The following is a 24,025-nucleotide window of genomic DNA, read 5'->3' as shown; positions in this document are numbered from 1 at the left end:
GCCGATGCCCAACCACAACCGCTGACCGCTGACCGCTGAGAACGAAGAACAGGAGCACATTCCCGTGAGCGCACTCGAGTTCGCCCGTCGAGTCCGTAACCGTCAACACGCCATCGGCTACTGGGTGGTGCTCGACGACCCCATCGCCACCGAACGGCTCGCCCGGCTCGGCTACGACTACGTCGCGGTGGATGCCCAGCACGGCCTCATGGGCTACACCGGCATCCGCAACGCGATGCTCGCCATCGACGCGGGAGCCACATCCGCGGCGATGGTGCGGGTGGAGCAGAACGACCCCTTCGCCATCGGCAGGGTGCTGGACGCGGGCGCCACCGGCGTCATCGTGCCGCTGATCGACTCCGCCGAGGACGCCGCGGCCGCCGTACGCGCGACCCGCTACCCGCCGGAGGGCCGCCGTTCGTACGGGCCGATGCGCGCACAACTGCGCGTGGGCCCGGGGCCCGCGGAGGCCAACGAGTCGGTACTGCTGCTCGCGATGATCGAGACGCCTCAGGGCCTGCGCAACGTAGCCGAGATCTGCGCGACGCCCGGTCTCGACGGCATCTATGTGGGCCCCTCGGATCTGCGGCTCGCGGTCGGTGGAGAGACCTCGACCGACCCGGCCGTGGACGAGGTGTTCGAGCAGGCCGTCGAGAAGATCGCCAAGGCCGCGGAGGCAGCGGGGATCGCCGCGGGCATCCACACGCCGAACGGCGAGGTCGCCAGGCGCAGGCTGGAGCAGGGCTACACGTTCGCGTCGGTGGCGAGCGACCTGGTCCACCTGGAGCAGGCGGCAAAGGCTCATCTGTCAGCCGCGCGAGGCGATCTGTGAGGCCGCGCGAGACCGGACGCGGCCGCGCCGAAGCCACGCTCACCGCCCCGGTGGCCCGGTCGCACACGGCGCATCGCTCCAGCACCTCATCCGACGGCCACCGTTCGGCCGGCTCGTACGTCCGGCTCGACGCGGACTGGCCGCGCCGGCGGGAATCCGATGCGAAAACCGGGACCACATGAGCCTGACCCTGATCACCACGCCCACGTTCGGCCGGTTCTCTAGCGAGCCGTGGGAGCTGCTGCGCGTGGCGGGCGTGCGCGCGGAGCGGCCTCGCGAGGACGTGCCGCTGCCCCGCGCCGACCTGCTCGCCCGCGTCCACGAGGCCGAGGCGCTGATCGTCGGGCTCGACCCGATCGACAACGAGGTGTTCGAGGCGGCGCCCCGGCTCAAGGTCGTGGCCAAGCACGGTGTCGGCTACGACAACATCGACCTCGACGCCGCGCGTGAGCACGGCGTGCGGGTGGTGTACGCGCCCGGCAGCAACTCACGCGCCGTCGCCGAGTTGACGTTCGGCCTGCTGCTCGACGTGGCGCGCGGGATCTCCGCCAACGACCGGGCCGTACGGGCCGGCGGCTGGCCGAAGACATTCGGCGTCGAACTGGCCGGGCGCCGCCTCGGCATCGTCGGCTTCGGCCGGATCGGCAGGCGCGTGGCCGAGTACGCCACCGCCTTCGGCATGGACGTGATCGCCCACGATCCATACCTGCCCACCGATGCCTTCGGGGACGTGGCCTCGGCCGATCTCGACACCACCCTCGACAGCGACGTGGTGAGCCTGCACCTGCCCGCCACCCCCGGCGCCGAGCCGCTGCTGCACCGCGACCGGCTCACCGCCATGCGGCCGGGTTCCATCCTGCTCAACGTCGCACGAGGTGGCCTCGTCGACGAGCACGCCGCCGCCGAGTTGCTGCACGGCGGACACCTGGCCGGAGCCGGCTTCGACGCCTTCGCCGTCGAGCCACCCGGCGACAGCCCACTGCTGAGCGCGCCCAACGTGGTGCTGACCGCCCACATCGGCGCGTGCAGCCGGGAGGCGAACCGGGCGATGGGCGTCACCGTGGCCGAAGGCGTACTCGCCGTGCTCCAGGGGGCCGAGCCCCGGTACTCCGCCGCCTGACCCCGCTCCAACGCAAAGGACAGTCATGAAGATCGAACGTATCCGCATCGATCAGGCGAAGTTCGACATGGTCGACTTCTCCAAGCACCCCACCGGTTTCTCGCTGGTGTACACCCCCGGCAGCCGCAAGCCGACCAGCGCCTACGCGATCCGGATCTACACCGACGAGGGGGTGGTCGGGCAGTACGTCGGCGGTAACTCGGTGGCCACCGCGCAGGTGAACATGTTCGGCGGCTATCTCATCGGCAAGGACCCGCTGCAACGCGAGCTCATCTACAACGACGTCAAGCGGCAGCTGCGCAAGTTCGACAAGATGGGTATGGGCTTCGTCGACATCGCGCTGTGGGACCTCGCGGGCCGGGCGCACAACGCCTCGATCCGGACCCTGCTGGGGGGCTGGAAGACCCGGCTGCCCGCCTACGCCTCCACCGCGGCGGGCGACCGGAACGGCGGCCTCGACAGCCCCGAGGCGTACGCCGACTTCGCCGTGGCCTGCAAGGAGCTCGGCTACCGCGGGTACAAGCTGCATGTGTGGGACACCTACGATGTGCCCGAGGTGGTGCGCACGATCGCCAAGGTGCGCGAGGCCGTGGGTCCGGACATGGACCTGATGCTCGACCCCGGCTGCAAACTGGAGACCTTCGCGCACGCGGTGCAGGTGGGCCGCGCATGCGACGACGCGAACTTCCTGTGGCTGGAGGACCCGTACAAGGACACGGGCATCTCGATCTTCGGCCATAAGCGTCTGCGGGAACTGATCCGCACTCCCCTGCTTCAGACCGAGCACGTGCGCGGTCTCGAGCAGCACATGGACTTCGCGATCGGCGGCGGCACCGACTTCATGCGCGCCGACGCCGAGTACGACGGCGGCATCACCGGCGCCCTCAAGATCGCTCACGCCACCGAGGCGCTCGGCCTCGACGTGGAACTGCACACGCCGGGCCCCGCGCAGCGCCAGTTGATGGCCTCGCTGCGGAACACCAACTACTACGAGATGTCCTTCGTACACCCCAAATCCTCCGAGATCGGCCGCAGCCAGCTGATCTACGCCGACGGCTACCGCGACGGACTCACCGCGATCGACGCGGACGGCTGTGTGCCGGTGCCCGAGGGCGTCGGGCTCGGCGTGGAGTACGACTGGGACGCCATCGAGGCGCACACGGTCGACACCGTGGAGTTCACTCGATGACACCGGCGGTCACACGGGCCGATCTGTACGAGCCACGGCTCCAGGAGCCACTCACGATGTTCCGGGGCCGCCTGCCCTGACCCGGGCGTGGCCTCACGCGATCCCCCTGCCTCGGCGGGCACCGGGCGAACTCCTCTTCACCGCCTCGCTCGGTGCCTGTGCCTGCTCAGCGGCGTCATCGCGCCGGTCACCGCGTCACCACCACCCGAAGGCGCCCCAGGCCAGCGCGGGAGCGACGACTACGGACACCAGCCCGCAGGTGAGCAACTGCCGGAAGAGCCGTGGCCGGTCCTCCGGTTCAGCGGCGCCGAGGAGCAGGCCACCGGTGATGCCCAGCGGATTGACATCGACCAGAACCGAGGCCAACGCGACCGAGAGAACGGCGCCGACGGGCGAAACCCCTTCGGCGACCACCGCGGGAACCAGCGGCATCATCGTCGCGAAGACGGTGATGGAGCTCGCGGCGAAGGACGTGACACCGGCGATGTAGCACAGGACGAGCAGACTCAGCATCGGTGCCCCCTCCACCCGCAGCAGATCGCTGATCCGCGTGAAGGCGCCCAGATCCTGCATCAACCCGATGTAGGTGAGCAGTCCCCCGATCAGCAGCACCACATTCCAGGGGATGCGGGAGACGATGTCGTTCGGCTCCAGCCCGAGGGCGAGTTGCTGGACGACCGCGGCGGTGAGCCCCAGGTAGCCGATGTTGACGTCGAAGCCGACCGAGAGCACCACCACCGCCAGCAGGCAGGCGAGGGTGAGCACCCGGGAGGTGCCTGACGACGGGGCACGCCCGGCCTTTTCTCCGGCTGCTGGTCCGGTGCCGGTGCCGGTGGGCGCGAGGGTGGCGTGGAGTCCGTCCGGCGTGGTCGGTGCCACACGGCCACGTGGCATGGCGCCGGTGCGGAACCCGACGGCGAGACAACCGGCCGAGACGGCGAGGCCGGCCAGAACTCCGCCGAAGAAGAAGCTGACCGGGGCGGAGTCGGGCAGCCCGATTCCCAGCTTGTCCCCCAGTTGGCGCGCGCTGGTGCCGTAGACGGCCAGGGGCGAGAGCAGCCCGCTGATGACGCCGGTGATGCCGAGCACAGCCGCGATGAAAAGGGGTATCCCATAGCGCGCGGCGAGACCGAGTGCGAGGGGAGCGACGATGGCGGTGGCGGCGGCCGGGAGTGTGCCGATCGCCGTCAGCACGGCGCCGATCAGGAACGGGACCAGGACGACCAACAGCGCGCGTCCGCCGACCAGACGGAGCATTCCGTCGAGGAGCCAGTCGAGGGTGCCGTTGATCTGGGCGACGGCGAACAGCGCCGTGACTCCGACGATCAGCACGAAGAAGTCACCGGGGAAGAACGCCGTCACATCGTCGGCGGTGCGGTCCGCGGCGAGACCGACGAGGAAGGCGGCCGGAAGGGCCGCCAGCCCGAGGTTGAACCTCGGCAGGGCGGTCGCCGCGAAGAGGGCTATGAGAACGACGATGGAGACGTCGGCCATGGACATCTGTGCCTCCTGGTTCAGACGACGCCCCGGTCGGCGAGGTCGTCGATGGTGGTCGAGGCGAGGCCGAGATCCTCCAACACGGCGCGGGTGTGCTCACCCAGGCGAGGAGCACCGCGGTCGATCCGCTGCTCGAACCCCGAGAAACGTCCGGCGGAGCCCTGGACCAGGCGGGTGCGACCGTCGTGCTCGTCGGTCACCTCGACCACCGATCCACGAGCCCGCATATGAGGGTCGGCGCAGATGTCGGCCGCCGTGTTCACCGGTCCGCAGGCCACCCCCGCTTCGGCCAGCAGCTCGGTCAAGGACTCGAGGTCGTGGGCGGCCACGAAAGCGGCCACCCGGCCCTCGATCTCCGCGCGGTGCTCGATCCGGGCGGAGATGGAGTCATGGACCGCCAGATCCGGCGCCTTCATCACAGTGATCAACCGGCGCCACATCTGCTCGGTCGACGCCGGCAGGGCCAGCCAGCGCCCGTCACCGGTCCGGTAGAGGTTATTGGGACTGATGTGGGGGTTCTCGTTGCCCTGGCGCCCCCGGACCTCACCGGTCGCGTCGTAGTCGACGATGAAGTCCTCCATCATCCGCAGCAGGGGTTCATACAGGCCGATGTCGGCCAGTTGGGGCTCACCGGTACGGTCGCGTTGGCGCAGTGCGAGCATCGCGGCGAAGGCTGCGTAGATCCCGGTGACACCATCGGCGACCGGATAGCCGGCGAACACCGGCGGACCGTCGGGGAACCCCGTCCTATGGGTCAGCCCGGCGAAAGCCTCGGCGACACGGGCGAAGCCGGGGCGGTCGGCGTACGGGCCGGTGCGCCCGAAGGCGCTCACATGCACCATGACGAGATCGGGCCGGTAGGCGACCAGATCGTCGAAGTCGATGGAGAACCGACGCAGCGTCGCCGGCCGGAAGTTGGTGACCACCACATCGGCCGTGGCGGCGAGCCGTCCGACCAGCACCGCGGCCTCCGGGTGGTGCAGATCGACGGTCACGCTGGACTTGTTGCGGCCGACGACCGCCCAGCCGACGGACACACCGTCCTCCAGCGGCGGGTAACCGCGCGCGGGGTCCCCGGTCCCGGGCTGTTCGACCTTGATCACCTCCGCGCCGAACTCGCCGAGCAGGGAGGAGGCGAGAGGGCCGGCGAGAACCGTCGAGAGGTCGAGGACACGCACACCGGCGAGGGGCCCAAGCACGGATATTCCTTTCACGAGCGTCGGAACGTCATGGTCATCCGAGACCGATGTCACAATCCCGCGGCGTCATCGCCGCGGGAAGACGCCGCTTACTGGAATCAGTGAAAGAAAAAGGCAATAACATGAGGGGATGCGAGTCGAACGGGCCAGGTACTTCCTCGCCGCGGTGCGCACGGGATCCCTTCGGTCGGCGGCGGCAGCCTGTGGCGTCAGCCAGCCCACGATCGGACAGCAGCTCACAACGCTCGAGGAGGAGCTCGACGCCGTTCTGCTGACCCGGAACCGGGGAGGGGTCCGCCCGACGCCGGCCGGCGAGGCACTCGTCGGCCCGCTCACCCGTCTCGTGGCAGCCGAAGACGCCGTGCGCGAGGCGGCGCTGGCCTCCAACGGGACGTATCAGGGCCGGGTGACCATCGGTGGGGGATCGGCGACCGTCGAGACCATCGTCGCTCCTGTCATGGGGCGGCTGCTCACCGACCATCCGGGCCTGCGGTTCTCCGTACGCGAAGGCTCCTCGGCCGACATCGAACGCGCGGTGATGGCCGGCGACCTGGACCTCGCCGTGGCCACCACACCGGACGGGCCCGCGCCGGGCGGGCTCGCCCGGCGGCGGCTCCTCACCGCGCCGCTCGTCATCTACACCCGGCCCGACCACCCCCTCACCCGCCGGCACGAGGTCACCTGGGACGACCTCGGCCAGTGGCCGATCGTCACCATGAGGCCGGGTACCGTGATGCATCAGCGGCTGCGCCGGCACCTCCCGGACGCCGAGGTGATGGTCGAGGCGATGTCCGCCGGAACGGTTCGGACCATGGCCGCCGAAGGCGCCGGGGTGGGCCTTCTGGCCCACTTCGGCACCCGGCCGCCCCCGACCGGTCTGGTGCGGTTCCCCCTGGCGGACGCGGAACCGGTGGAGGTCAGCCTGGTCCAGCGCGTGGACAGTCAGCCGTCCCGATCCTCCGTCGTCGTCCGCCGGTTGATCATCGCTCGCGCCGACGAGCTGTCGGGCCGCCCGGGTTGAGCGATACCGGCCGCCCGGTGCGGCCGCGCGCCAACAGCTTGTGCCGGGGCCGCCGGTGCCACCGGGCCGAGCCGTGGGACGATCGCCATCCGCCCATCACTCGTGAGCCGTGCCCACACCGTCCGCTCGGGTGCGCCCCCGGGTGCCGTCGTACGAGTTCGGTTCGTCCGGCATTCTTGGGGTGGGCCGGGGGCATGGTGAAGGGAGCTGTGGTGGACGAGCGCGCGCGGGGTTCGCATGAGGGGGAGGCATCCGGGATGTCTCCCCAGCTGCGGCTGGACGCACTGCTGGACGACCTACAGCAGCAGGTGGCGCAGGTCAGGGCGGCCCGGGACCGGGTCCATACGTTGCTCGACGCGGTGTTGGCGGTCGGCTCCGACCTGGACCTCGAGGTGGTGCTGCAACGCATCGTGGAGTCGGCGGTCGCCCTGGTCGACGCCCAGTACGGGGCGCTCGGGGTGCTGGGCGAGGAAGGCACGATCAAGCAGTTCATCACCGTCGGCATCGACGACGAGACCATCGCCCGGATCGGGCCCTACCCGCGCGGCGCGGGCATCCTCGGCTTGCTCATCCGCCACCCGGAGCCGCTGCGCCTGGCGAACCTGGCCGATCATCCGGCGTCCGTCGGCTTCCCGTCCGGCCATCCGCCGATGACCAGCTTCCTCGGCGCCCCGGTCCGGGTGCGCGACCAGGTGTTCGGCAACCTCTACCTGACGAGCAAGCGGAGCGGTACGGAGTTCGACACCGACGACGAGGCGGTGCTGCGCACCCTGGCCGCGGCGGCCGGTGTGGCGATCGACAACGCCCGGCTGTACGACGAGGCGCACCGTCGGCAGCGATGGCTCGCGGCCAGCAACGAGCTGACCCGCAGCCTCCTGTCCGGTGCCGAGCCCGCCGCGGTGCTGGAGTCCTTCACCGCTACCGTGCGGGAGATGGCCGACGCGGACCTGGTCACCCTGGCGGTGCCCGTCGGAGACAGTGGCGAGCTGGTCCTCGAGGCCGCCTCGGGCACCCAGACGGAGCGGGTGCGCGGACTGGTGCTGCCCGCCACGGCGCTGGCCGCGAAGGTCTACACATCCGGGGAGACGATCGTCAGCGAGGCCGTGAGCGCCGACCCGCGCGCCGAGGGCGGCAGCGCCTCGGTGGTGGAGCTGGGGCCGGCCTTCTTCGTGCCGCTCGGCACCCGGGAGCATGTCCGGGGAGTGCTACAGGTCGCGAACCTGCCGGGCAGCGCCCTGTTCACCGACGCCGTGATCGACATGGTCACCGGGTTCGGCAACCAGGCCGCGCTGGCCCTGGACGTCGCCGAGCACCGGCGGGACACCGAGCGCATGGTCGTGCTCGACGACCGCGACAGGATCGCCCGGGACCTGCACGACCTGGTCATCCAGCGGCTGTTCGCGGGTGCGCTGTCCCTCCAGTCCGCGCTGGGCCGGGTCTCCGACCGGCCGCAGGTGAGCGAACGGGTCCAGCGCGTCGTGGACGACCTGGACGACACCATCAAGATCATCCGCTCCACCGTCTACGCCCTTCGCGAGCACGATCAGGCCCGTCGCGGCAGCGGGCTGCGCGCCCAGCTGGTGGCGGCCACCGAACGGGCCACCGAATCGCTCGGCTTCGCCCCCGCGCTGCGCATGACCGGGCTGCTGGACACGGCCGTGTCCGCCGAGCAGGCCGAGCAGTTGCTGGCCGTGCTCGGCGAGGCGCTGTCCAACGCCGCCCGGCACGCGCACGCCACCACCGTCGATGTCGGCGTCGAGGCCACCGACGCCACCCTGCACCTGCGGGTGGCCGACAACGGCCTGGGGATCGACCCGGCGGTCACCCGCCGCAGCGGCCTGGCGAACCTTCGCCGACGCGCGGAGGAGATGGGCGGCACCTTCGACCTGTCCGCGAACCAGCCGAGCGGCACGGTCGTCGAGTGGATCGTCCCGCTCTCCCCTACCTGACATGCCCAGCTCCGGACCGGCCTGGTGAACGCGGACGCGCGGGTGGGCGGGCGCATGGGAATGCCGCCCCACGACCGCCCCTTCACGCGGCCGACCGGGACAGGGGGCTGCCCGCCTTCGCGCGCGTGGCCTCGACCGCTTCGCGCTTACGTGGTGGTGCCCGCGATGCGGCGTTCACCCCGGCGGTCGGTGGGGCGCTTCCCCTCGGCGCCTTCGGCCGCGGCACGCACGCGGATGAGGGTGTGGACCAGCGCGGCGGCCGCCACGATCGCGAGCAGGGCGAGGCCGGCCGCGTACGTCCCGTACTCGCCGTACATCGAGCCCATCACCAGTGGCGGGACGAAGCCGCCCAGACCACCGGCGGCGCCGACCACACCGGTGACCGAGCCGATCCGATCGGCCGGGGTCAGGAGGGCGACCAGGGCGAAGGTCGCCCCGCTGCCCGCGCCGAGCGCCCCGGCCATCGCGAGGAAGGCGATGGTGCCCACCGGAGCCAGGGCCGGGGTGAACGACTGCGCCACCGCCCCGGCCACGACCACGGCCAGCGCCCCGGCCAGCACCCGGACCGGGCCCAGCCGGTCGGACAGCCAACCGCCGACCGGACGCATCGCGACCGCGACAAGCACGAACCCGGCCATGCGGTTCGCGGCGTCGGCCTGGGTCAGGCCGTAGCCGGTCTTGAGGTAGGTGGGCAGGTAGACGGAGAAGGCGACGTAGCCGCCGAACGCGACCGTGTACAGCGCGGATGCCTGCCAGGTGATGCCCAGCCGGGCGGTGGCGGCCAGCCGGCGGGCCGGCGGCTCGGTCGGCGTGGTGCGGCCGGGCGCGTCACGCAGCAGCAGCGCGGCCGTCACGGCGTACACGGCGAGCACCGCGGCAGTGATCAGGAAGGGGGTGGACATGCTATGCGCGTCGACCAGCTTCACCGTGGTCAGAGCGCTGATGGCCGTACCGCCCATACCGGCGCCGAAGACACCGATGGCCAGACCGCGCCGCTCGGAAGGGAACCAGGCGTTGACGAACGGTACGCCGACGGCGAAGGCGGTGCCGCCGATGCCGAGGAAGAATCCGCCGACCAGCAGGGCGGCGAGGGAGGAGTGACCGGCCAGACCGAGGTGGAGCACCGGCACGACGGTGGCCGCCGACACGATGGGGAACATGGCCCGCCCGCCGAACCGGTCGGTCAGCGCGCCGACCGGGATACGGCCCAGCGAGCCGACCACCACCGGCACCGCCACCAGCAGCGACTGCTGGAACGAGGTCAGGTCCAGGCGGTCCTGGAAGCGCGGGCCGAGCGGGCTGAGCAGCGCCCAGGCCCAGAAGTTGACGGCGAAGCCGACCGTGGCGAGCGCCAGCATCAGCCAGGCGCGGCCCGGCACCGGCTCGTGCGCCGACGGCGTCGCGCCGTCTCTCCCAGACCGTTGGAGCACCATCGTGTTCCTCCCGATAGCAGTGATCCGGCCGCTCGCGCCGTGGCTGCGGCCCTTGCTCAGGCTTCGGGATTCGTGGCCGCCCCGCACGGGGCCGTCGGTGCCTCGTGCCGGTCCAGCCGGTCCTCGGCGCCGGGGCCGTAGGGGCCGCCCATCAAGACGGGCCGTCCGGGCCAATGGGCCCTACCGCGTCCCGGTACCGGGCCGGGGGCTCTGCCGGAGCGATCCCCGGCGGGAGCCGGAGGTCGTCCGGAAGACGGCCAACGGGCCGCTGGGCACGGCGAGATGGCCACCGCCGGGGACTCGCCGCACGCCCGGCACAGACCGACTCCGGCACACCGGGGCCCCGGCCCCCGCTTCCACCGGCCCCCGCGGCCGGAGGCCCGTCGCACACAGCCGCGTCGGGCTCAGGTCGCGGAGGCGGTACCACTTCGCCCCGGCGCCGGTCCGGTTCCCTCGGTGTGATGTCCGGCCGCGTGCGCGGAGGCGCGCGGTGTTCGGCCACCATCCGGGCCGTAGCCGAACCGGATCAACAGCTGCGGGAAGCAACGCCGTTGGGACAGGGACGCCGCCGCCCGCAGATCCGGCCATTCCATGGCCTGGTGCAGCATCGAGGTGCGCACCCCGTGCGCGGTCGCGGTCAGCAGCACGCGCTCCAGGGCCTGGCCCGCCAGCAGCCAGTCCTCCCGCCGGTCCTGAGCCGTCGACAACAAGGCCACCTGGGCGTGGCGTTCGAAGTGCCGGGCCGGTGGGCCCGGGACGGGCGACCGGCCGGTGAAGTCGCGCATCGGCATCCGCCCGTCCGCGTCCCGCGGGCCGAGAGTGGTGAGCGGAATCCCATAGGGAACGTTCGTCCCCGGGGCGGTGATCCAGGCGCGGGCTTCAGCGGTACGCGCGGGGCCTGCGTGGTTGCGGGCTTCGGCCGCCGCGGTCAGGCCGAGCAGCAGCCGTGTGGCGGCGAAGTCCGGCACGTGCAGTCGCGCGCCCTCGACCCGCGCGGCCGCGGTCATCTCCGCCACGACCGCTTCGGGCACCGGGCGGCCGGTGAACGGCATCCGGCTGGTGTGGCGCCGCTCGACGGCCGGATACAGCCACCGGTGATCCGGCAGCTGCCCCGTGGGCGTGGTCAGTCGCACGGCGGCCAGCAGGTCGGGCTCGTCCTCGTCGGGCAGCAACCGGACCACGGGGTCCCAGCCCAGGTGCGCGACGGCGACCCGGAGATTGAAGACCGCGGCGCCCACGGACAGATGCTGGGCGCGCCGCTCCGGATCGGCCAGCGGCAGCGCTCGTCTGTCGTCGGCGCGGACCTCGATGGACCGGGTGGCCGCCCGCATCCCGAAGCGCCACGGCTGTGTGTTGTGGATCGAGGGTGCCGCCACCGCCGCGGCCATGAGCGTTTCCAGCGCGGTGGCGTCGATCTCCCGGGTATGCATGCGCGGCTCCTCCGCTCCCGTGAAAATCCACGGGGTGCGGGCGGTCCCCCGTGTGGCCTCCACTCTCCGTCGTCACAGGACGCTTGACGAGGGCCAACCGTCCCCCGCTCAGGTGCGGCTCCGCCGCGCGGGCACGACCGGCCACGGCGGCGCCACGGAGGATCGACGGCAGGTCGGGGCACTTCCAGCGGAGCGCTCAGGCGTCCGCGGCGGGCCTGAGCACCTCCCTGCACCAGGTGCGGAAGTCTGTCGATGTGGGCTCGGCGGTCGCCCAGTCGGCGTCGTAGATGCCGTGGTCCTGTGCGGCGAACGCCTCCGTCATGTCCTTGACCTGCTGGTCACCGGCGCCCCGGGAGCGGAGCAGCGACGCGTAGTCGTCCATGCTCATGCGTCGGTAGGTGACCGGCCGCCCGAGTTCCTGGCTGATCACCTCGGCCATGCCATCAGGGGTCAGCCGGTCGGGGCCGAACACGGGGAGGTTCTGCTGCCCGGTCCAGGACAGATCGGTGAGCAGATCGGCGGCGACGCCGGCGATGTCCCGCGTCGCGATCGACGCGAGCGGCAGGTCACCCGCACAGGTCAGGTGGAACGCGCCCGGCCCGCGGATCGCGTCGAGTTGTCCGAGGAGGTTCTCCATGTAGAAGGGCATGGACAACGCCCGGTACGCCGCGCCGGACGCGCGGAGTTCGGCGTCCATGGCGAAGGCCGCCGAGAGGACACCGGCCGGGGTCGGCCAGCCGTGTCCGGCGCTGGACACCCCGACGACATGGCCGACACCGTGGCGTGCGACGGCGGCGGCGCCGACCCGGGCGAAACCGAGGTAGTACTCCCTGACACTCGGCGCCTGCCGGCTCGGCGGGACGAGCCAGAACAGCGCCTCGGCCCCGGGCAGTGCCTCATCGAGCACTCCCGGCTCGTCGTGGGAGCCCTCGACGGTCTCGACCCGCTCGCGGACCGTGTCCTCAAGACGCGAGGCGTCACGGACGATGACCCGGACCTCCTTGTCCTGGTCGAGCAGCCGATGGACCAGCTGACTGCCGATCTGTCCTGTCGGTGTGGTGACGACGATCATTGGACATCCCTCTAACCTGAAGCTGAATTCCGGTTCCGAATAATCCGAATGTAGGCACGGTTGCCGCGCAACGTCAACTACAGTGAACTGACCATGACTGCTCCCGAACGTCCGCTGCGGGCCGACGCCCGGCGCAACCGCGAGTCCGTCCTCGACGCCGCCGGCGAGCTGTTCGCCCAGCGGGGCGACGCCGTGCAGATGGAGGAGATCGCCGAACGCGCCGGTCTGGGTGTCGGCACCCTCTACCGGCACTTCGCCGACAAACAGGCGCTGCTCGCGGCGATCATCGGCCGCCGGTTCGAGGCGATGACCGCCCTCGCCCGCGCCGCCGACGAGACCAGCGATCCCTGGGCGGCATTCGAGACGCTGCTCTACGGCTACCTGGAGTCCGCACAGGCCGACGCCGCGTTCCGCTTCGCGCTCCTCGGTCCGGAAGAGCCGAGCTGGAACGACATCGCCGCCGAGAAGACGGATTTCTCGGCGATCACCGAGCGCATCGTGCGGCGCGCCATCGACGCCGGCCACCTCCGTGAGGACTTTCGCGCCGATGACTTCGTCCTCATCACCCGTGGCGCCATGGCGAACATGACGGACGCCCGTAACTGGCGCAGGCACGTCACGCTCTTGCTCGAGGGTATCCGCGGCCCCGAACGCTGACCCAAACCGAACCTTCGGCAGCCGCGGCGAGCGGCCGGACGGGGACGGGCCGAAGGGACGGGGACAGGCCGAAGGGACGGGGACAGGCCGAAGGGACGGGCCGCGGGGGCCGTTGGGCCCAAGACCCGTCCAGGGCCGAAACCTAGCGTTCACGACCATGGAGAACGACAAGGGCACCCGCCGCTCGCAGCGGCGCGCGGGCGAGGGCTGGCCGCTGGCTGCCCGCAGGCTGCTGACCCGCCGCGAGGTGTCGGGGGACGGACGCGCCGTCTTCGGCACCGACGACGGCGCATGGGAAGGGTTCTACCGGGACCGGTGGGCGCACGACCGGGTGGTGCGCTCCACCCACGGTGTGAACTGCACCGGGTCGTGCTCGTGGATGGTGTACGTCAAGGACGGCATCATCACCTGGGAGCACCAGGCCACCGACTACCCGTCGATCGGCGCCGACTGCCCCGAGTACGAGCCTCGTGGCTGTCCGCGCGGGGCGTCGTTCTCCTGGTACACCTACTCCCCCGGCCGCGTCCGCTACCCCTATGTGCGCGGCGCCCTGCTGAAGCTGTGGCGCGAGGCCCGTGGGCGGCTCGGTGACCCGGTGGCGGCCTGGGCGGAGATCACCCGCGACCCGGCGAAGGCACGGGCGTACAAGCGGGCCCGTGGCAAGGGCGGTCTGGTGCGCGCGGACTGGGACGAGGTGGCCGAGCTGGTGGCCGCCGCACACGTCAGCACCATCAAGACGTACGGCCCGGACCGGGTGGCGGGCTTCTCCCCGATCCCGGCGATGTCCATGGCGTCCTTCGCGGCGGGTGCTCGCTTCATGTCGCTGATCGGCGGCACGCTCCTGTCCTTCTACGACTGGTACGCCGACCTCCCGGTCGCCTCCCCACAGGTCTTCGGCGACCAGACCGACGTCCCCGAGGCGGCGGACTGGTGGAACGCGGGCTATCTGGTGATGTGGGGCTCCAACATCCCCGTCACCCGCACGCCCGACGCCCACTTCCTGACCGAGACCCGCTACAACGGCACCAAGGTCGTCGCGGTCAGCCCGGACTACGCCGACAACGTCAAACACGCCGACGAGTGGCTCGCCCCGCACCCCGGCACGGACGGGGCGCTGGCGATGGCCATGGGCCATGTGATCCTGCGCGAATTCCTCGTCGACCGCCCGGTGCCGTACTTCCAGGACTACTTGAGGACGTACACGGACGCGCCGTTCCTGGTGACCCTGCGCGAGCACGAGCGCGGTCTCGTACCGGACGGGTTCCTGACCGCCGCCGACCTCGGGCATGACACGGAACACGCCGAGTCCAAGACCGTGCTCCTCGACGCGGTGACCGGCGAGCCGGTCGTGCCGAACGGCTCGCTCGGCTTCCGCTGGGGAAAGGCCGAGCCGGGCCGCTGGAACCTCGACCTGGGCGACACCGTGCCCGCGCTGAGTCTGCTCGACGGCGCGGAGGACACCGTGGCCGTGGCCCTGCCCCGGTTCGACGAGGGCAGTACCGAGGGCGGCTCGGTCATGGTGCGCGGGGTGCCCGTGCGGCGGATCGGCGGGCGCCTGGTCACCACGGTCTTCGACCTGATGCTCGCGCAGTACGGGGTGGAGCGGCCGGGGCTGCCGGGCCGCTGGCCGGCCTCGTACGACGACGCGTCGGAGCCCGCCACCCCGGCCTGGCAGGAGGCGATCACGTCGGTGCCGGCCGGGCAGGCGGCCCGGATCGCCCGCGAGTTCGCCCGCAACGCCGAGCGCACCCGCGGCCGTTCGATGATCGTCCTCGGCGCCGGTACCAACCACTGGTTCCACTCCGACACGATGTACCGCGCGTTCCTGGCGCTGGTGACCATGACCGGCTGCCAGGGCGTCAACGGCGGCGGCTGGGCGCACTACGTCGGCCAGGAGAAGATCCGCCCGCTCACCGGGCTCCAGCACCTGGCCTTCGCCTTCGACTGGCAGCAGCCCACGCGGCACATGGCCGGCACATCGTACTGGTACCTGAATTCCGACCAGTGGCGGTACGAGGCGTTCGGGCCCGGGGAACTGGCCTCCCCGCTCGGGGACGGGCGGTTCGCGGGCAAGGGGTTCGCCGACTGTCTGGCCCAGGCCGTGCGGCGGGGCTGGACGCCCGGTCACCCCGGTTTCAACCGCAACCCCCTGGACCTGGCGGACGAGGCGGCGCGGGCCGGCCGGCCGGTCGCCGAGCACATCGTGGACGAGCTGAGGTCCGGCAGGTTGCGGTTCGCCGCCGAGGACCCCGACGACCCCGCCAACTTCCCCCGTGTCCTGACGGTGTGGCGGGCGAATCTGCTCGGCTCCTCGGGCAAGGGCAACGAGTACTTCCTGCGCCATCTGCTCGGCACGGACGCGGCGATCCGCTCCGAGCAGACCCCGTCCGAGGGTCGCCCGGAGGAGGTGGTGTGGCGGGAGGAGGCCCCCGAGGGCAAGCTGGACCTGCTGGTCACCATCGACTTCCGGATGACCTCCACCGGGCTGCTCGCCGATGTGGTCCTGCCCGCCGCGACCTGGTACGAGAAGGACGACCTGTCCAGTACGGACATGCACCCCTTCGTACACGCATTCACCCCCGCCATCGCCCCGCCGTGGCAGGCCCGCACCGACTACGACACGTTCCTGACCATCGCCGACAGCTTCAGCGAACTGGCCGCCGAGCACCTCGGCACCCGCACCGACGTCCTCGCCGTGCCGCTCCAGCACGACACCCCCGATGAACTCGCCCAGCCCGGCGGGGCGGTACCGGACTGGAAGGCGGGCGAATGCGCACCGGTGCCGGGGCTGACCATGCCGAAGCTGGTGGTCATCGAACGTGACTACGCCACGACCGCGCAGAAGATGCGTTCCGTCGGCCCGCTGCTCGACACCCTGGGCACCACCACCAAGGGCATCACCGTCCATCCGGACCAGGAGCTGGACGAGTTGCGGCACCGCTGTGGGACCGTACGGGACGGGATCGCCGCCGGACGGCCCTCGCTTGCCACCGCCTCCGATATGTGCGAGGCGATCCTGGCCCTGTCCGGCACCACCAACGGCCGCCTGGCCACGGAGGGTTTCCGGGAGCTGGAGCGGCAGACCGGCAACGAGGGGCTCAACGGGCTCGCCTCCGAACGTGAGGCCGAGCGGATCACCTTCGCCGACACCCGCACCCAGCCCCGCGCCGTGCTGACCTCCTATGAGTGGTCGGGCTCGGAGACCGGCGGCCGGCGCTATTCACCCTTCGTCATCAATACCGAGCACAAGAAGCCCTGGCACACCCTCACCGGCCGTCAGCACTTCTTCCTCCAGCACTCCTGGGTGTCCGAACTCGGGGAACAACTGCCGGTGTACCGGCCGCCGTTGAACGCGTCGCGGCACTACGGCGACGAACAGCTCCACGAGGGAAGGGCCGAGGTCACAGTCCGCTACCTCACCCCGCACTCCAAGTGGTCCATCCACTCGAACTACCAGGACAACAAGCACATGCTCGCCCTGTCCCGCGGCGGCCCGGTGATCTGGATGTCCACCGCCGACGCGGAGAAGATCGGCGTGACGGACAACGAGTGGATCGAGGCGTACAACCGCAACGGCGTCGTCACCGCGCGGGCCGTGGTCACACACCGTATGCCCGAGGGCACCGTGTACATGTACCACGCCCAGGACCGCACCGTGAACGTGCCGAAGGCCGAGGTCAGCGGCAAACGGGGCGGCATCCACAACTCGCTGACCAGACTGCTGCTCAAGCCCACCCATCTCGCGGGCGGCTACGCGCAGTTCACCTACGCCTTCAACTACTACGGCCCGACCGGCAACCAGCGCGACGAGGTCACCGTCATCCGCCGCCGTGTCCGGCGAGTGGAGTACTGAGATGCGCGTCATGGCACACGTGGCGATGGTGATGAACCTCGACAAGTGCATCGGCTGCCACACCTGCTCGGTCACCTGCAAGCAGACGTGGACCAACCGGACCGGGGTCGAGTACGCCTGGTTCAACAACGTCGAGACCAAGCCCGCCGTCGGCTACCCGCGCCGCTACGAGGACCAGCGGCGGTGGAAGGGCGGCTGGACGCTCGACAAGCGCGGGCGCCTCGTGCTGCGCTCCGGGGGCCGGGTCAAACGGCTGCTGTCGCTCTTCTCCAACCCGGACCTGCCCGGTATCGAGGACTACTACGAGCCGGTCACCTACGACTACGACAACCTCGTCGGCGCCCCGGCCGGAGACGACATCCCGGTCGCCCGCCCCCGCTCGGTGCTCACCGGCAGGCCCACCGCCATCACCTGGGGCGCCAACTGGGAGGACGGCCTCGGCGGAGCGCCCGAGCACGCGGGCGGCGACCCCAACCTCGGGGGTGAGCTGGCGGAGAAGGTGAGGTTCGAGTTCGAGCGGACCTTCCTCTTCCACCTGCCCCGCCTGTGCGAGCACTGCCTCAACCCGGCCTGCGTCGCCGCCTGTCCGTCCGGCGCGATGTACAAGCGCGTCGAGGACGGCATCATCCTGGTCGACCAGGACCGCTGCCGCGGCTGGCGGATGTGCGTGACGGCGTGCCCGTACAAGAAGGTGTACGTCAACCACGCCACCGGCAAGGCCGAGAAGTGCACCTTCTGCTTCCCGCGCATCGAGGCCGGCCAGCCCACCGTCTGCTCCGAGACCTGCGTCGGCCGGCTGCGCTACCTCGGGCTGCTGCTGTACGACGCCGACCGCGTCGGTCAGGCCGCGGCGACCGAAGACGAGAAGGATCTGCTGGACGCCCAGCGCGATGTCCTTCTCGACCCGAGCGACCCCGCGGTGATCGCGGCCGCGCGCGCCTCCGGCATCCCGGAGGACTGGCTGGAGGCGGCCCGCCGCTCCCCGGTGTACGCCCTCATCGCCACGTACCGGATAGCGCTGCCGCTGCACCCGGAGTACCGCACCCTGCCCATGGTCTGGTATGTGCCGCCGCTCTCCCCCGTCCTGGACGCCGTGGGCGCGGCGGGCGGGGACCAGGACGATCCGGACCATGTGTTCGCCGCCGTCGCCCGGCTGCGCATCCCGCTGGAGTACCTCGCGAACCTGTTCACCGCCGGGGACACCGACCTGGTCGCCGGAGTGCTGATGAAGCTCACCGCGCTCCGCTCCCACATGCGTGAACGCACCCTCGGCGAAGCGGGCGACGAGGCGGGGCTCGAGGCCGTCGGCCTCACCGCCGGTGAGGCCGAGGACCTGCACCGGCTGCTCGCCGTCGCCAAGTACGAGGACCGGTACGTCGTCCCGGCCGCCCACAAGGAGGACGCCGCCGCGCTGACCGCGATGGAGAACCGCTGCCCGGTCGAGACCTCCGGCGAACCGACGGATGCCGGTGGCCGGCGAGTGATGCTCGGCATCCCCACCCTGCGACGCCACACACCCGGAGGCCGCGCATGAGCCCGCAACCCGCCACGATCCCCGCCATGGTCCGCACCCGCGTCCGCGCGGCCGTACGCCGCCCGGCCAAGCCCACCCCCGAGGAGGCCGGGGCACGCGCCCTGCTGCTGCGGCTGTGCTCGCTGCTGCTCCAGTACCCGGACGCCGAACTCACCGCCGCCCGGCCGGCGTTGACGACCACCGTCGACGCGCTCCCGGCCGGGCCCGCCGCCCGCCACCTGGCCGACTTCACCGCATGGTTCGGCAACCAGGAGCCGGAGGCGCTGGAGCGGCACTACGTCGAGATGTTCGACCTGCGCCGCAGGAGCGGCCTCTACCTCACCTACTACCTGCACGGCGACACCCGCCGCCGCGGCATGGCCCTGCTCGCCCTGAGCCGGCAGTACCGCGCCATGGGATGGGACATCCACGGCGGTGAACTGCCCGACCATCTGCCGGTCGTCCTGGAGTTCGCCGCGCTGGCCGGCGGCGGCGCGGGCGAGGCGCCGCTGCGCCGGCACCGGCGCGGCCTGGAGCTGATCCACCGGGCCCTGGCCGACTCCGACTCCCCCTACCGGCACATCCTGGCCGCGCTGCTCACCCTTCTGCCGCCGCCGACGGAGGCCGACAAGGCGGCGGTGGCGAAGCTGGCGGCCGAGGGTCCGCCGAACGAGGAGGTCGGGCTCGATCCCTACGGCGCCTACGCGCACGGGGAGTTCGCCCCGCCCGACGCCTTCGTACCGCCGCCGCCCGCCCCGCCCACCTACCGTTCGGAAGGTCCTCGATGAACCCGATCGCGGCCGCCACCGGCGGCGCCGGCCTGCCGCTGTGGGTCGCCTTCCCCTACATCTGCCTCGCCGTGTTCGCCGTCGGGCATGTCTGGCGCTACCGCCAGGACCAGTTCGGCTGGACCTCCCGCACCACCCAGCTCCTGGAACACCGCTGGCTGCGGTGGGGCAGCCCGCTGTTCCACCTCGGCGCGTTCGCGGTGATCGCCGGACATGTGATCGGCCTGGCGGTGCCCGCCTCCTGGACCGAAGCCGCGGGGATCGGCGAGCACGCCTACCACATCACGGCCGTCGCGCTCGGGTCCGTCGCCGGGGTCGCCATGGTCACCGGCCTGGGCATGCTGTGCGCCCGCCGGCTGCTGACCCGCCGGATCCGGCTCACCACCGACCCCAGCGACAAACTGCTGTTCCCGCTGCTGTCCATCACGGTCCTGCTGGGTATCGGCGCCACCGCCGTGGAGAACGTGTTCGGCGGCGGTTACGACTACCGCGCCACCGTCTCGGTCTGGTTCCGGGGCATCTTCGCCCTCAGCCCCCGTCCGGAGGCCATCACCGGGGCGCCCCCGCTGTTCCAGCTGCACGCCCTGAGCGCCTGTCTGCTCTTCGCGGCCTGGCCGTTCACCCGGCTGGTCCATGTGTGGAGCGCCCCGATCGGCTACCTCGCCCGGCCGTATCTGGTCTACCGGCGACGCGCGGCCACCCCGGCGCCCGTGGCGCACGAGGTGCCGACCCCCGAGCCGCGTCCCCGGCGCGCCGCATGAGGCGGCCCCGCCCGGTACGGCCGGACCGGCGTATCGGCCGGCTGCTGGCCCTGAGCGGGGCCATCGGCTGGCTCGCCTCCTTCCAGCTCACGGTGGACGACTGGCGGCTGCTGAAGGACCCGGCCTACCGGCCACCGTGCGACATCAGCCCGATCGTCAGCTGCGGCAGCGTCATGTCCAGTCCCGAGGGCAGCGTGTTCGGCTTCCCCAACATGCTGCTGGGGCTCGGCGCCTTCGCCGCGGTCGCCGTCCTGGGCCTGGCCGTGCTCGGCGGAGCACGTCTGCACCGGGCACTGTGGCTCGCGCTGAACACCGGCGCGCTGGCGGGCGTGGTGTTCGTGCACTGGCTGATCTATCAGTCCCTCTTCGTCCTGGGCCGGCTCTGCCCGTACTGCGCCGTGGTCTGGGCCGTCACCATCGCCCTGTTCTGGTACGTCACACTGCGCAATCTCAAACACGGCGTCATCCCCCTGCCGGTGGCCGGCCGGAGCGTCCTCGCGCTGGTGCTGGAGACCCACTGGATACTCCTCGCCGCCTGGTACGGAGTGATCGCCGTCCTCGCCCTGACCCAGTTCCGGGGGTACGGGAGCAGCCTGTTGCCATGACCCGGCACCGGGAAGCGAACGCGGTCAGCCCCGGCGTCGGCCGGGGCTGAGCGTACTCACCTGAACGCCAGGTGTGGAGCGGGGCATCAGCCCTCGGGGTGAGCCGGCCACAGATCGGGGCCGAAGACCTCGTAACGGATGCGGCGTGCCGGAACACCGGCCCGGAGCAGCCGGGTGCGGACGGCGCGCATGAAGGGGAGCGCGCCGCACAGATAGACGTCGGCGTCGGCGGGCAGGTCGGGGTCGTCGGGGTCCATCAGGCCCGTCCGGGAGCCGGGCTCCGCCGCCGCGTCCTGTTCATACCAGAACTCCGCCTTCGCGCCCGGCAGTTGGTCCACCAGGCGCCGGGTGTCGGCGCGCAGAGCGTGGTCGGCCGGGGTGCGGTCGGCGTGCAGGACCCACACGGGCCGGGACGAACCGGTGGCGGCGAGGTGTTCGAGCATGCCGACCATCGGGGTGCAGCCGATACCGGCCGAGACCAGCACGAGCGGGGTGTCCGCGTCGTCGAGGACCACATCTCCGAACGGGGCCGACAGGGTGAGCTCGTCGCCGACTCCCACGGTGCGGTGCAACTGATTGGAGACCTCGCCCTCCGGGGCGTCGGCGACGCTCGCCACCCGCTTGACGGTGATACGCCGCAGACGGTCACCGGGGGCGTTGGACAGACTGTACTGGCGGGTCTGGTGGATGCCGTCGGGCATGAGCGCCCGGACGCTGACGTACTGTCCGGCGCGCGCCCTGGGCAGCGGGCCGTCGTCGGCCGGGCGCAGCAGGAAGGAGACCACGTCGGGGGTTTCCTCGCGCCGCTCCACCACGGTCCACCGCCGCCACGGGTCGCGGGGGTCCACCTGTGCCTCGTGGTAGAGGCGGGCCTCCTGGGCGATGAGGGCACCGGCCATCAGCCAGTACACCTCGTCCCAGGCGGCCGCCACCTCGGGCGTGACAGCGTCGCCCAGCACATCGCCGATCGCGCGGAACAGGTACTTGTGCACGATCGTGTACTGGTCCTCGGTGACGCCGAGCGTGGCGTGCTTGTGCGCGATCCGGGACAGCAGCGCGTCCGGCCGGGCGCCGGGGTCGGCCAGCAGGGCCCGGGCGAAGCCCGCGATGGATCCGGCCAGCGCCCGGCGCTGCTCGCCGCTGGCCTGGTTACCGCGGTTGAACAGCCCGTCCAGCAGCTCGGGTTGCTCGGCGAACATGGTGCCGTAGAAGCGCGCCGTGATCTCGTCCAGGGCCCCGCCGACGGTGGGCAGGGTGGCGCGAACGACAGCGGCCGACTCAGGCGAAAGCATGGGACTCCTCTGAGATGTGGGGCCCGTGGAGGGACGGCGTTCACCGTTACCGCCGGGATCCGTGGTGCGGATCCGAGGGCATATCGATCATTCCGTCGAAGCCGTCACCTGGAACAGGGCCGAACTTCCCCGGCCACAGGGCCCGTCGGTCCTCTCGCCCCCACGGCACCGGAAGCGCCGCGTCTCCCGGCGTCCCGGGGTTTCAGCGCCCTTCCTGCCGCTGCCGGTCCTGGACCTGGGTGGCGATGACGGCGGCCTGGATGCGGCGCTCCACGCCCAGCTTGGCCAGCAGACGGGAGATGTGGTTCTTCACCGTCTTCTCGGCCAGGTAGAGCCGCTTGCCGATCTGGCGGTTGGTGAGCCCCTCACCGATCAGGACCACGATCTCCCGCTCCCGCTCGGTCAGGCCCGCCAGTCCGTCGGGCTGCTGCTCCTCCTCCCGGCTGCCGCGAAGCCGGGCCATCAGCTTGGCGGTGGCGCTGGGGTCGAGCAGGGACTGGCCCTTGGCCACGGTGCGTACGGCGGACACCAGGTCCGAGCCCTGGATCTGCTTCAGCACATATCCGGAGGCACCGGCCATGATCGAGTCGAGCAGGGCCTCCTCGTCGTCGAAGGAGGTCAGCATGAGGCAGGCCAGCTCGGGCATGCGCGATCGGAGCTCCCGGCACACGGTCACCCCGTCGCCGTCGGGCAGCCGGACATCGAGCACGGCCACCTGCGGGCGCAACGCGGGAACGCGCACCAGCGCCTGTTCCACCGTGCCGGCCTCGCCGATCACATCGATGTCCGGCTCGTCGTCCAGAAGGTCGCGCACACCGCGCCGTACCACCTCGTGGTCGTCCAGCAGGAAGACCCGGATCGGGTCGGCCGCGCCGGGCCGCTCGCTGTCCGCCATCAAACCGCTCCCTGTTCCGCGTTCCGTACCGATGCCCGCTTGTGGCCGGGATCGGCCCTCCACGCTGAGATCCTTCTCGTTCCGGGGCCGAAGGGCCAGGGCCGGTCGGCCCTGTTGTCCGCCCCTGGAGCCCCGGGGGCAGAAGCGGCATGCGGAAGATCACGGGCCTGGCCGCCACCGGGACAAGCAGGGTCGGCCGGACACGGACCAGGGCCGAACGGCCCTGGCATCAAGTGTTCCGGTGCCATTCCAATGACCTGATCGAGCCTGTCCACGGCCCCCATCCGAGGCCGTGGACAGGCAGCCGCCCACGCCCGGAAGGGACGACGCTCATGCCGTACCGGCGCACCGGCCGCCACCACGGCCACGGACCGCCCGACAGTCCCGCCGCGCCGGCCGAAGACATACAGCAGTGAGCAACGAACCCGCACGGAAGCCCCCCATGACCATCGACACCCCCCGGGCCGTCCCCGCCGGACCGCGCCGGAGCATCGAGTTGGACAGCGACGAAGCCCTGCGGCTGCTGGGCAGCGCGTCCTTCGGAAGAGTCGTCTTCACCCGCCACGCGCTGCCGACGATCCGCCCGGTCAACCACGTCCTGGTGGGCGGCGACATCGTCATCCGCACCCACGAGGGCGCGGCCCTGACCGCGCGCGCCGGGCAGGCCGACGAGCGCGGCGTCGTGGTGGCGTACGAGGCCGACTCCATCGACCCCGACACACACCTCGGCTGGAGCGTCGTGGTCACCGGCTACGCCCACCTGGTGACGGACCCGGAGGAGCTGGCCCGCTACCAGGACCTGCTGAGCCCCTGGGTGAAGCGGACCATGGACTACGCGGTGCGCATCCGTCCCGACCTGATCACCGGCGTCCGGCTCACCGCCGCCGATGAGGCCGACGACTCCTGACCGCGGTCCGGG

General features: G+C 71.5%; 19 protein-coding genes. 12 read left to right on the top strand and 7 right to left on the bottom strand.

Annotated elements, in window-relative coordinates:
* Window positions 1-64: 64 nt before the first annotated feature.
* The 3 genes from AB0E24_RS30920 to AB0E24_RS30910 all read left to right on the top strand — a co-directional run bounded on the left by AB0E24_RS30920 (window position 65) and on the right by AB0E24_RS30910 (window position 3,141).
* Window positions 65-832 (top strand): HpcH/HpaI aldolase family protein, encoded by a 768-nt coding sequence (locus AB0E24_RS30920; RefSeq protein ID WP_283881576.1) that lies wholly within the window; start codon window positions 65-67, stop codon window positions 830-832.
* Between the two features lie 178 nt (window positions 833-1,010).
* Window positions 1,011-1,952, top strand: coding sequence for a phosphoglycerate dehydrogenase (locus tag AB0E24_RS30915; protein WP_069868427.1), 942 nt, complete (start codon window positions 1,011-1,013; stop codon window positions 1,950-1,952).
* Between the two features lie 25 nt (window positions 1,953-1,977).
* Window positions 1,978-3,141: an enolase C-terminal domain-like protein gene (locus AB0E24_RS30910; RefSeq protein ID WP_093704078.1), complete on the top strand. Its 1,164-nt coding sequence runs from the start codon at window positions 1,978-1,980 to the stop codon at window positions 3,139-3,141.
* Window positions 3,142-3,336: 195 nt separating this feature from the next.
* Here AB0E24_RS30910 and AB0E24_RS30905 read toward each other — a convergent pair whose 3' ends face one another.
* Window positions 3,337-4,641, bottom strand: coding sequence for an SLC13 family permease (locus AB0E24_RS30905; protein WP_359381930.1), 1,305 nt, complete (start codon window positions 4,639-4,641; stop codon window positions 3,337-3,339).
* A 14-nt stretch (window positions 4,642-4,655) separates the two neighbouring features.
* Window positions 4,656-5,837, bottom strand: coding sequence for a CaiB/BaiF CoA transferase family protein (locus AB0E24_RS30900; protein ID WP_359381927.1), 1,182 nt, complete (start codon window positions 5,835-5,837; stop codon window positions 4,656-4,658).
* 130 nt (window positions 5,838-5,967) lie between these two features.
* Between AB0E24_RS30900 and AB0E24_RS30895 the strand changes: the two genes are divergently transcribed.
* Both AB0E24_RS30895 and AB0E24_RS30890 read left to right on the top strand, forming a co-directional pair.
* Entirely contained in the window at window positions 5,968-6,858 is an 891-nt protein-coding gene (locus tag AB0E24_RS30895; RefSeq protein ID WP_093704072.1) for a LysR family transcriptional regulator, read from the top strand.
* Window positions 6,859-7,052: 194 nt separating this feature from the next.
* Window positions 7,053-8,807 carry a sensor histidine kinase gene (locus AB0E24_RS30890; RefSeq protein WP_435865342.1) on the top strand — a complete coding sequence of 585 codons (1,755 nt, stop codon included), beginning with the start codon at window positions 7,053-7,055 and terminating at the stop codon, window positions 8,805-8,807.
* Between the two features lie 146 nt (window positions 8,808-8,953).
* Here AB0E24_RS30890 and AB0E24_RS30885 read toward each other — a convergent pair whose 3' ends face one another.
* The 3 genes from AB0E24_RS30885 to AB0E24_RS30875 form a co-directional block, all read right to left on the bottom strand.
* A complete protein-coding gene (locus AB0E24_RS30885; RefSeq protein WP_435865343.1) occupies window positions 8,954-10,165 on the bottom strand; it encodes an MFS transporter in 1,212 nt (403 codons plus the stop codon).
* A 479-nt stretch (window positions 10,166-10,644) separates the two neighbouring features.
* Window positions 10,645-11,670: an Acg family FMN-binding oxidoreductase gene (locus AB0E24_RS30880; RefSeq protein ID WP_359381920.1), complete on the bottom strand. Its 1,026-nt coding sequence runs from the start codon at window positions 11,668-11,670 to the stop codon at window positions 10,645-10,647.
* 196 nt (window positions 11,671-11,866) lie between these two features.
* Entirely contained in the window at window positions 11,867-12,742 is an 876-nt protein-coding gene (locus tag AB0E24_RS30875; RefSeq protein ID WP_359381918.1) for an NAD(P)H-binding protein, read from the bottom strand.
* Between the two features lie 93 nt (window positions 12,743-12,835).
* On the opposite strand from AB0E24_RS30875, the gene AB0E24_RS30870 reads away from it, so the two are divergent.
* From AB0E24_RS30870 to AB0E24_RS30845, 6 genes are all read left to right on the top strand, one after another.
* Window positions 12,836-13,399, top strand: coding sequence for a TetR/AcrR family transcriptional regulator (locus AB0E24_RS30870; RefSeq protein WP_093707638.1), 564 nt, complete (start codon window positions 12,836-12,838; stop codon window positions 13,397-13,399).
* 157 nt (window positions 13,400-13,556) lie between these two features.
* Window positions 13,557-17,252 (top strand): nitrate reductase subunit alpha, encoded by a 3,696-nt coding sequence (locus AB0E24_RS30865; protein WP_359381914.1) that lies wholly within the window; start codon window positions 13,557-13,559, stop codon window positions 17,250-17,252.
* A gap of 1 nt (window position 17,253) precedes the next feature.
* Window positions 17,254-18,786, top strand: a complete 1,533-nt coding sequence (gene narH / locus AB0E24_RS30860; RefSeq protein ID WP_359381911.1) for a nitrate reductase subunit beta — start codon at window positions 17,254-17,256, stop codon at window positions 18,784-18,786.
* Window positions 18,783-19,553, top strand: coding sequence for a nitrate reductase molybdenum cofactor assembly chaperone (gene narJ / locus AB0E24_RS30855; protein ID WP_359381908.1), 771 nt, complete (start codon window positions 18,783-18,785; stop codon window positions 19,551-19,553). The genes narH and narJ overlap by 4 nt, the downstream gene beginning before the upstream one ends.
* Window positions 19,550-20,314: a respiratory nitrate reductase subunit gamma gene (gene narI, locus AB0E24_RS30850; protein ID WP_359381906.1), complete on the top strand. Its 765-nt coding sequence runs from the start codon at window positions 19,550-19,552 to the stop codon at window positions 20,312-20,314. The genes narJ and narI overlap by 4 nt, the downstream gene beginning before the upstream one ends.
* Window positions 20,311-20,919, top strand: coding sequence for a vitamin K epoxide reductase family protein (locus tag AB0E24_RS30845; RefSeq protein WP_359381904.1), 609 nt, complete (start codon window positions 20,311-20,313; stop codon window positions 20,917-20,919). The genes narI and AB0E24_RS30845 overlap by 4 nt, the downstream gene beginning before the upstream one ends.
* 86 nt (window positions 20,920-21,005) lie before the next feature.
* On the opposite strand, the gene AB0E24_RS30840 is transcribed toward AB0E24_RS30845, so the two are convergent.
* Together AB0E24_RS30840 and AB0E24_RS30835 are read right to left on the bottom strand one after the other, a co-directional pair.
* Entirely contained in the window at window positions 21,006-22,211 is a 1,206-nt protein-coding gene (locus AB0E24_RS30840; protein ID WP_359381902.1) for a globin domain-containing protein, read from the bottom strand.
* A 202-nt stretch (window positions 22,212-22,413) separates the two neighbouring features.
* Window positions 22,414-23,106, bottom strand: coding sequence for a response regulator (locus tag AB0E24_RS30835; protein ID WP_359381899.1), 693 nt, complete (start codon window positions 23,104-23,106; stop codon window positions 22,414-22,416).
* A gap of 442 nt (window positions 23,107-23,548) precedes the next feature.
* On the opposite strand from AB0E24_RS30835, the gene AB0E24_RS30830 reads away from it, so the two are divergent.
* On the top strand, window positions 23,549-24,013 hold the full coding sequence (locus tag AB0E24_RS30830) for a pyridoxamine 5'-phosphate oxidase family protein (RefSeq protein ID WP_069868453.1): 465 nt from the start codon (window positions 23,549-23,551) through the stop codon (window positions 24,011-24,013).
* Window positions 24,014-24,025: the final 12 nt, after the last annotated feature.

It is taken from the genome of Streptomyces malaysiensis subsp. malaysiensis, assembly GCF_040653035.1.
Taxonomy (GTDB): Bacteria; Actinomycetota; Actinomycetes; order Streptomycetales; family Streptomycetaceae; genus Streptomyces; species Streptomyces malaysiensis.
Note: the sequence above shows the minus strand (reverse complement) of the source record. Positions and strands in the feature narration are given on the sequence as shown.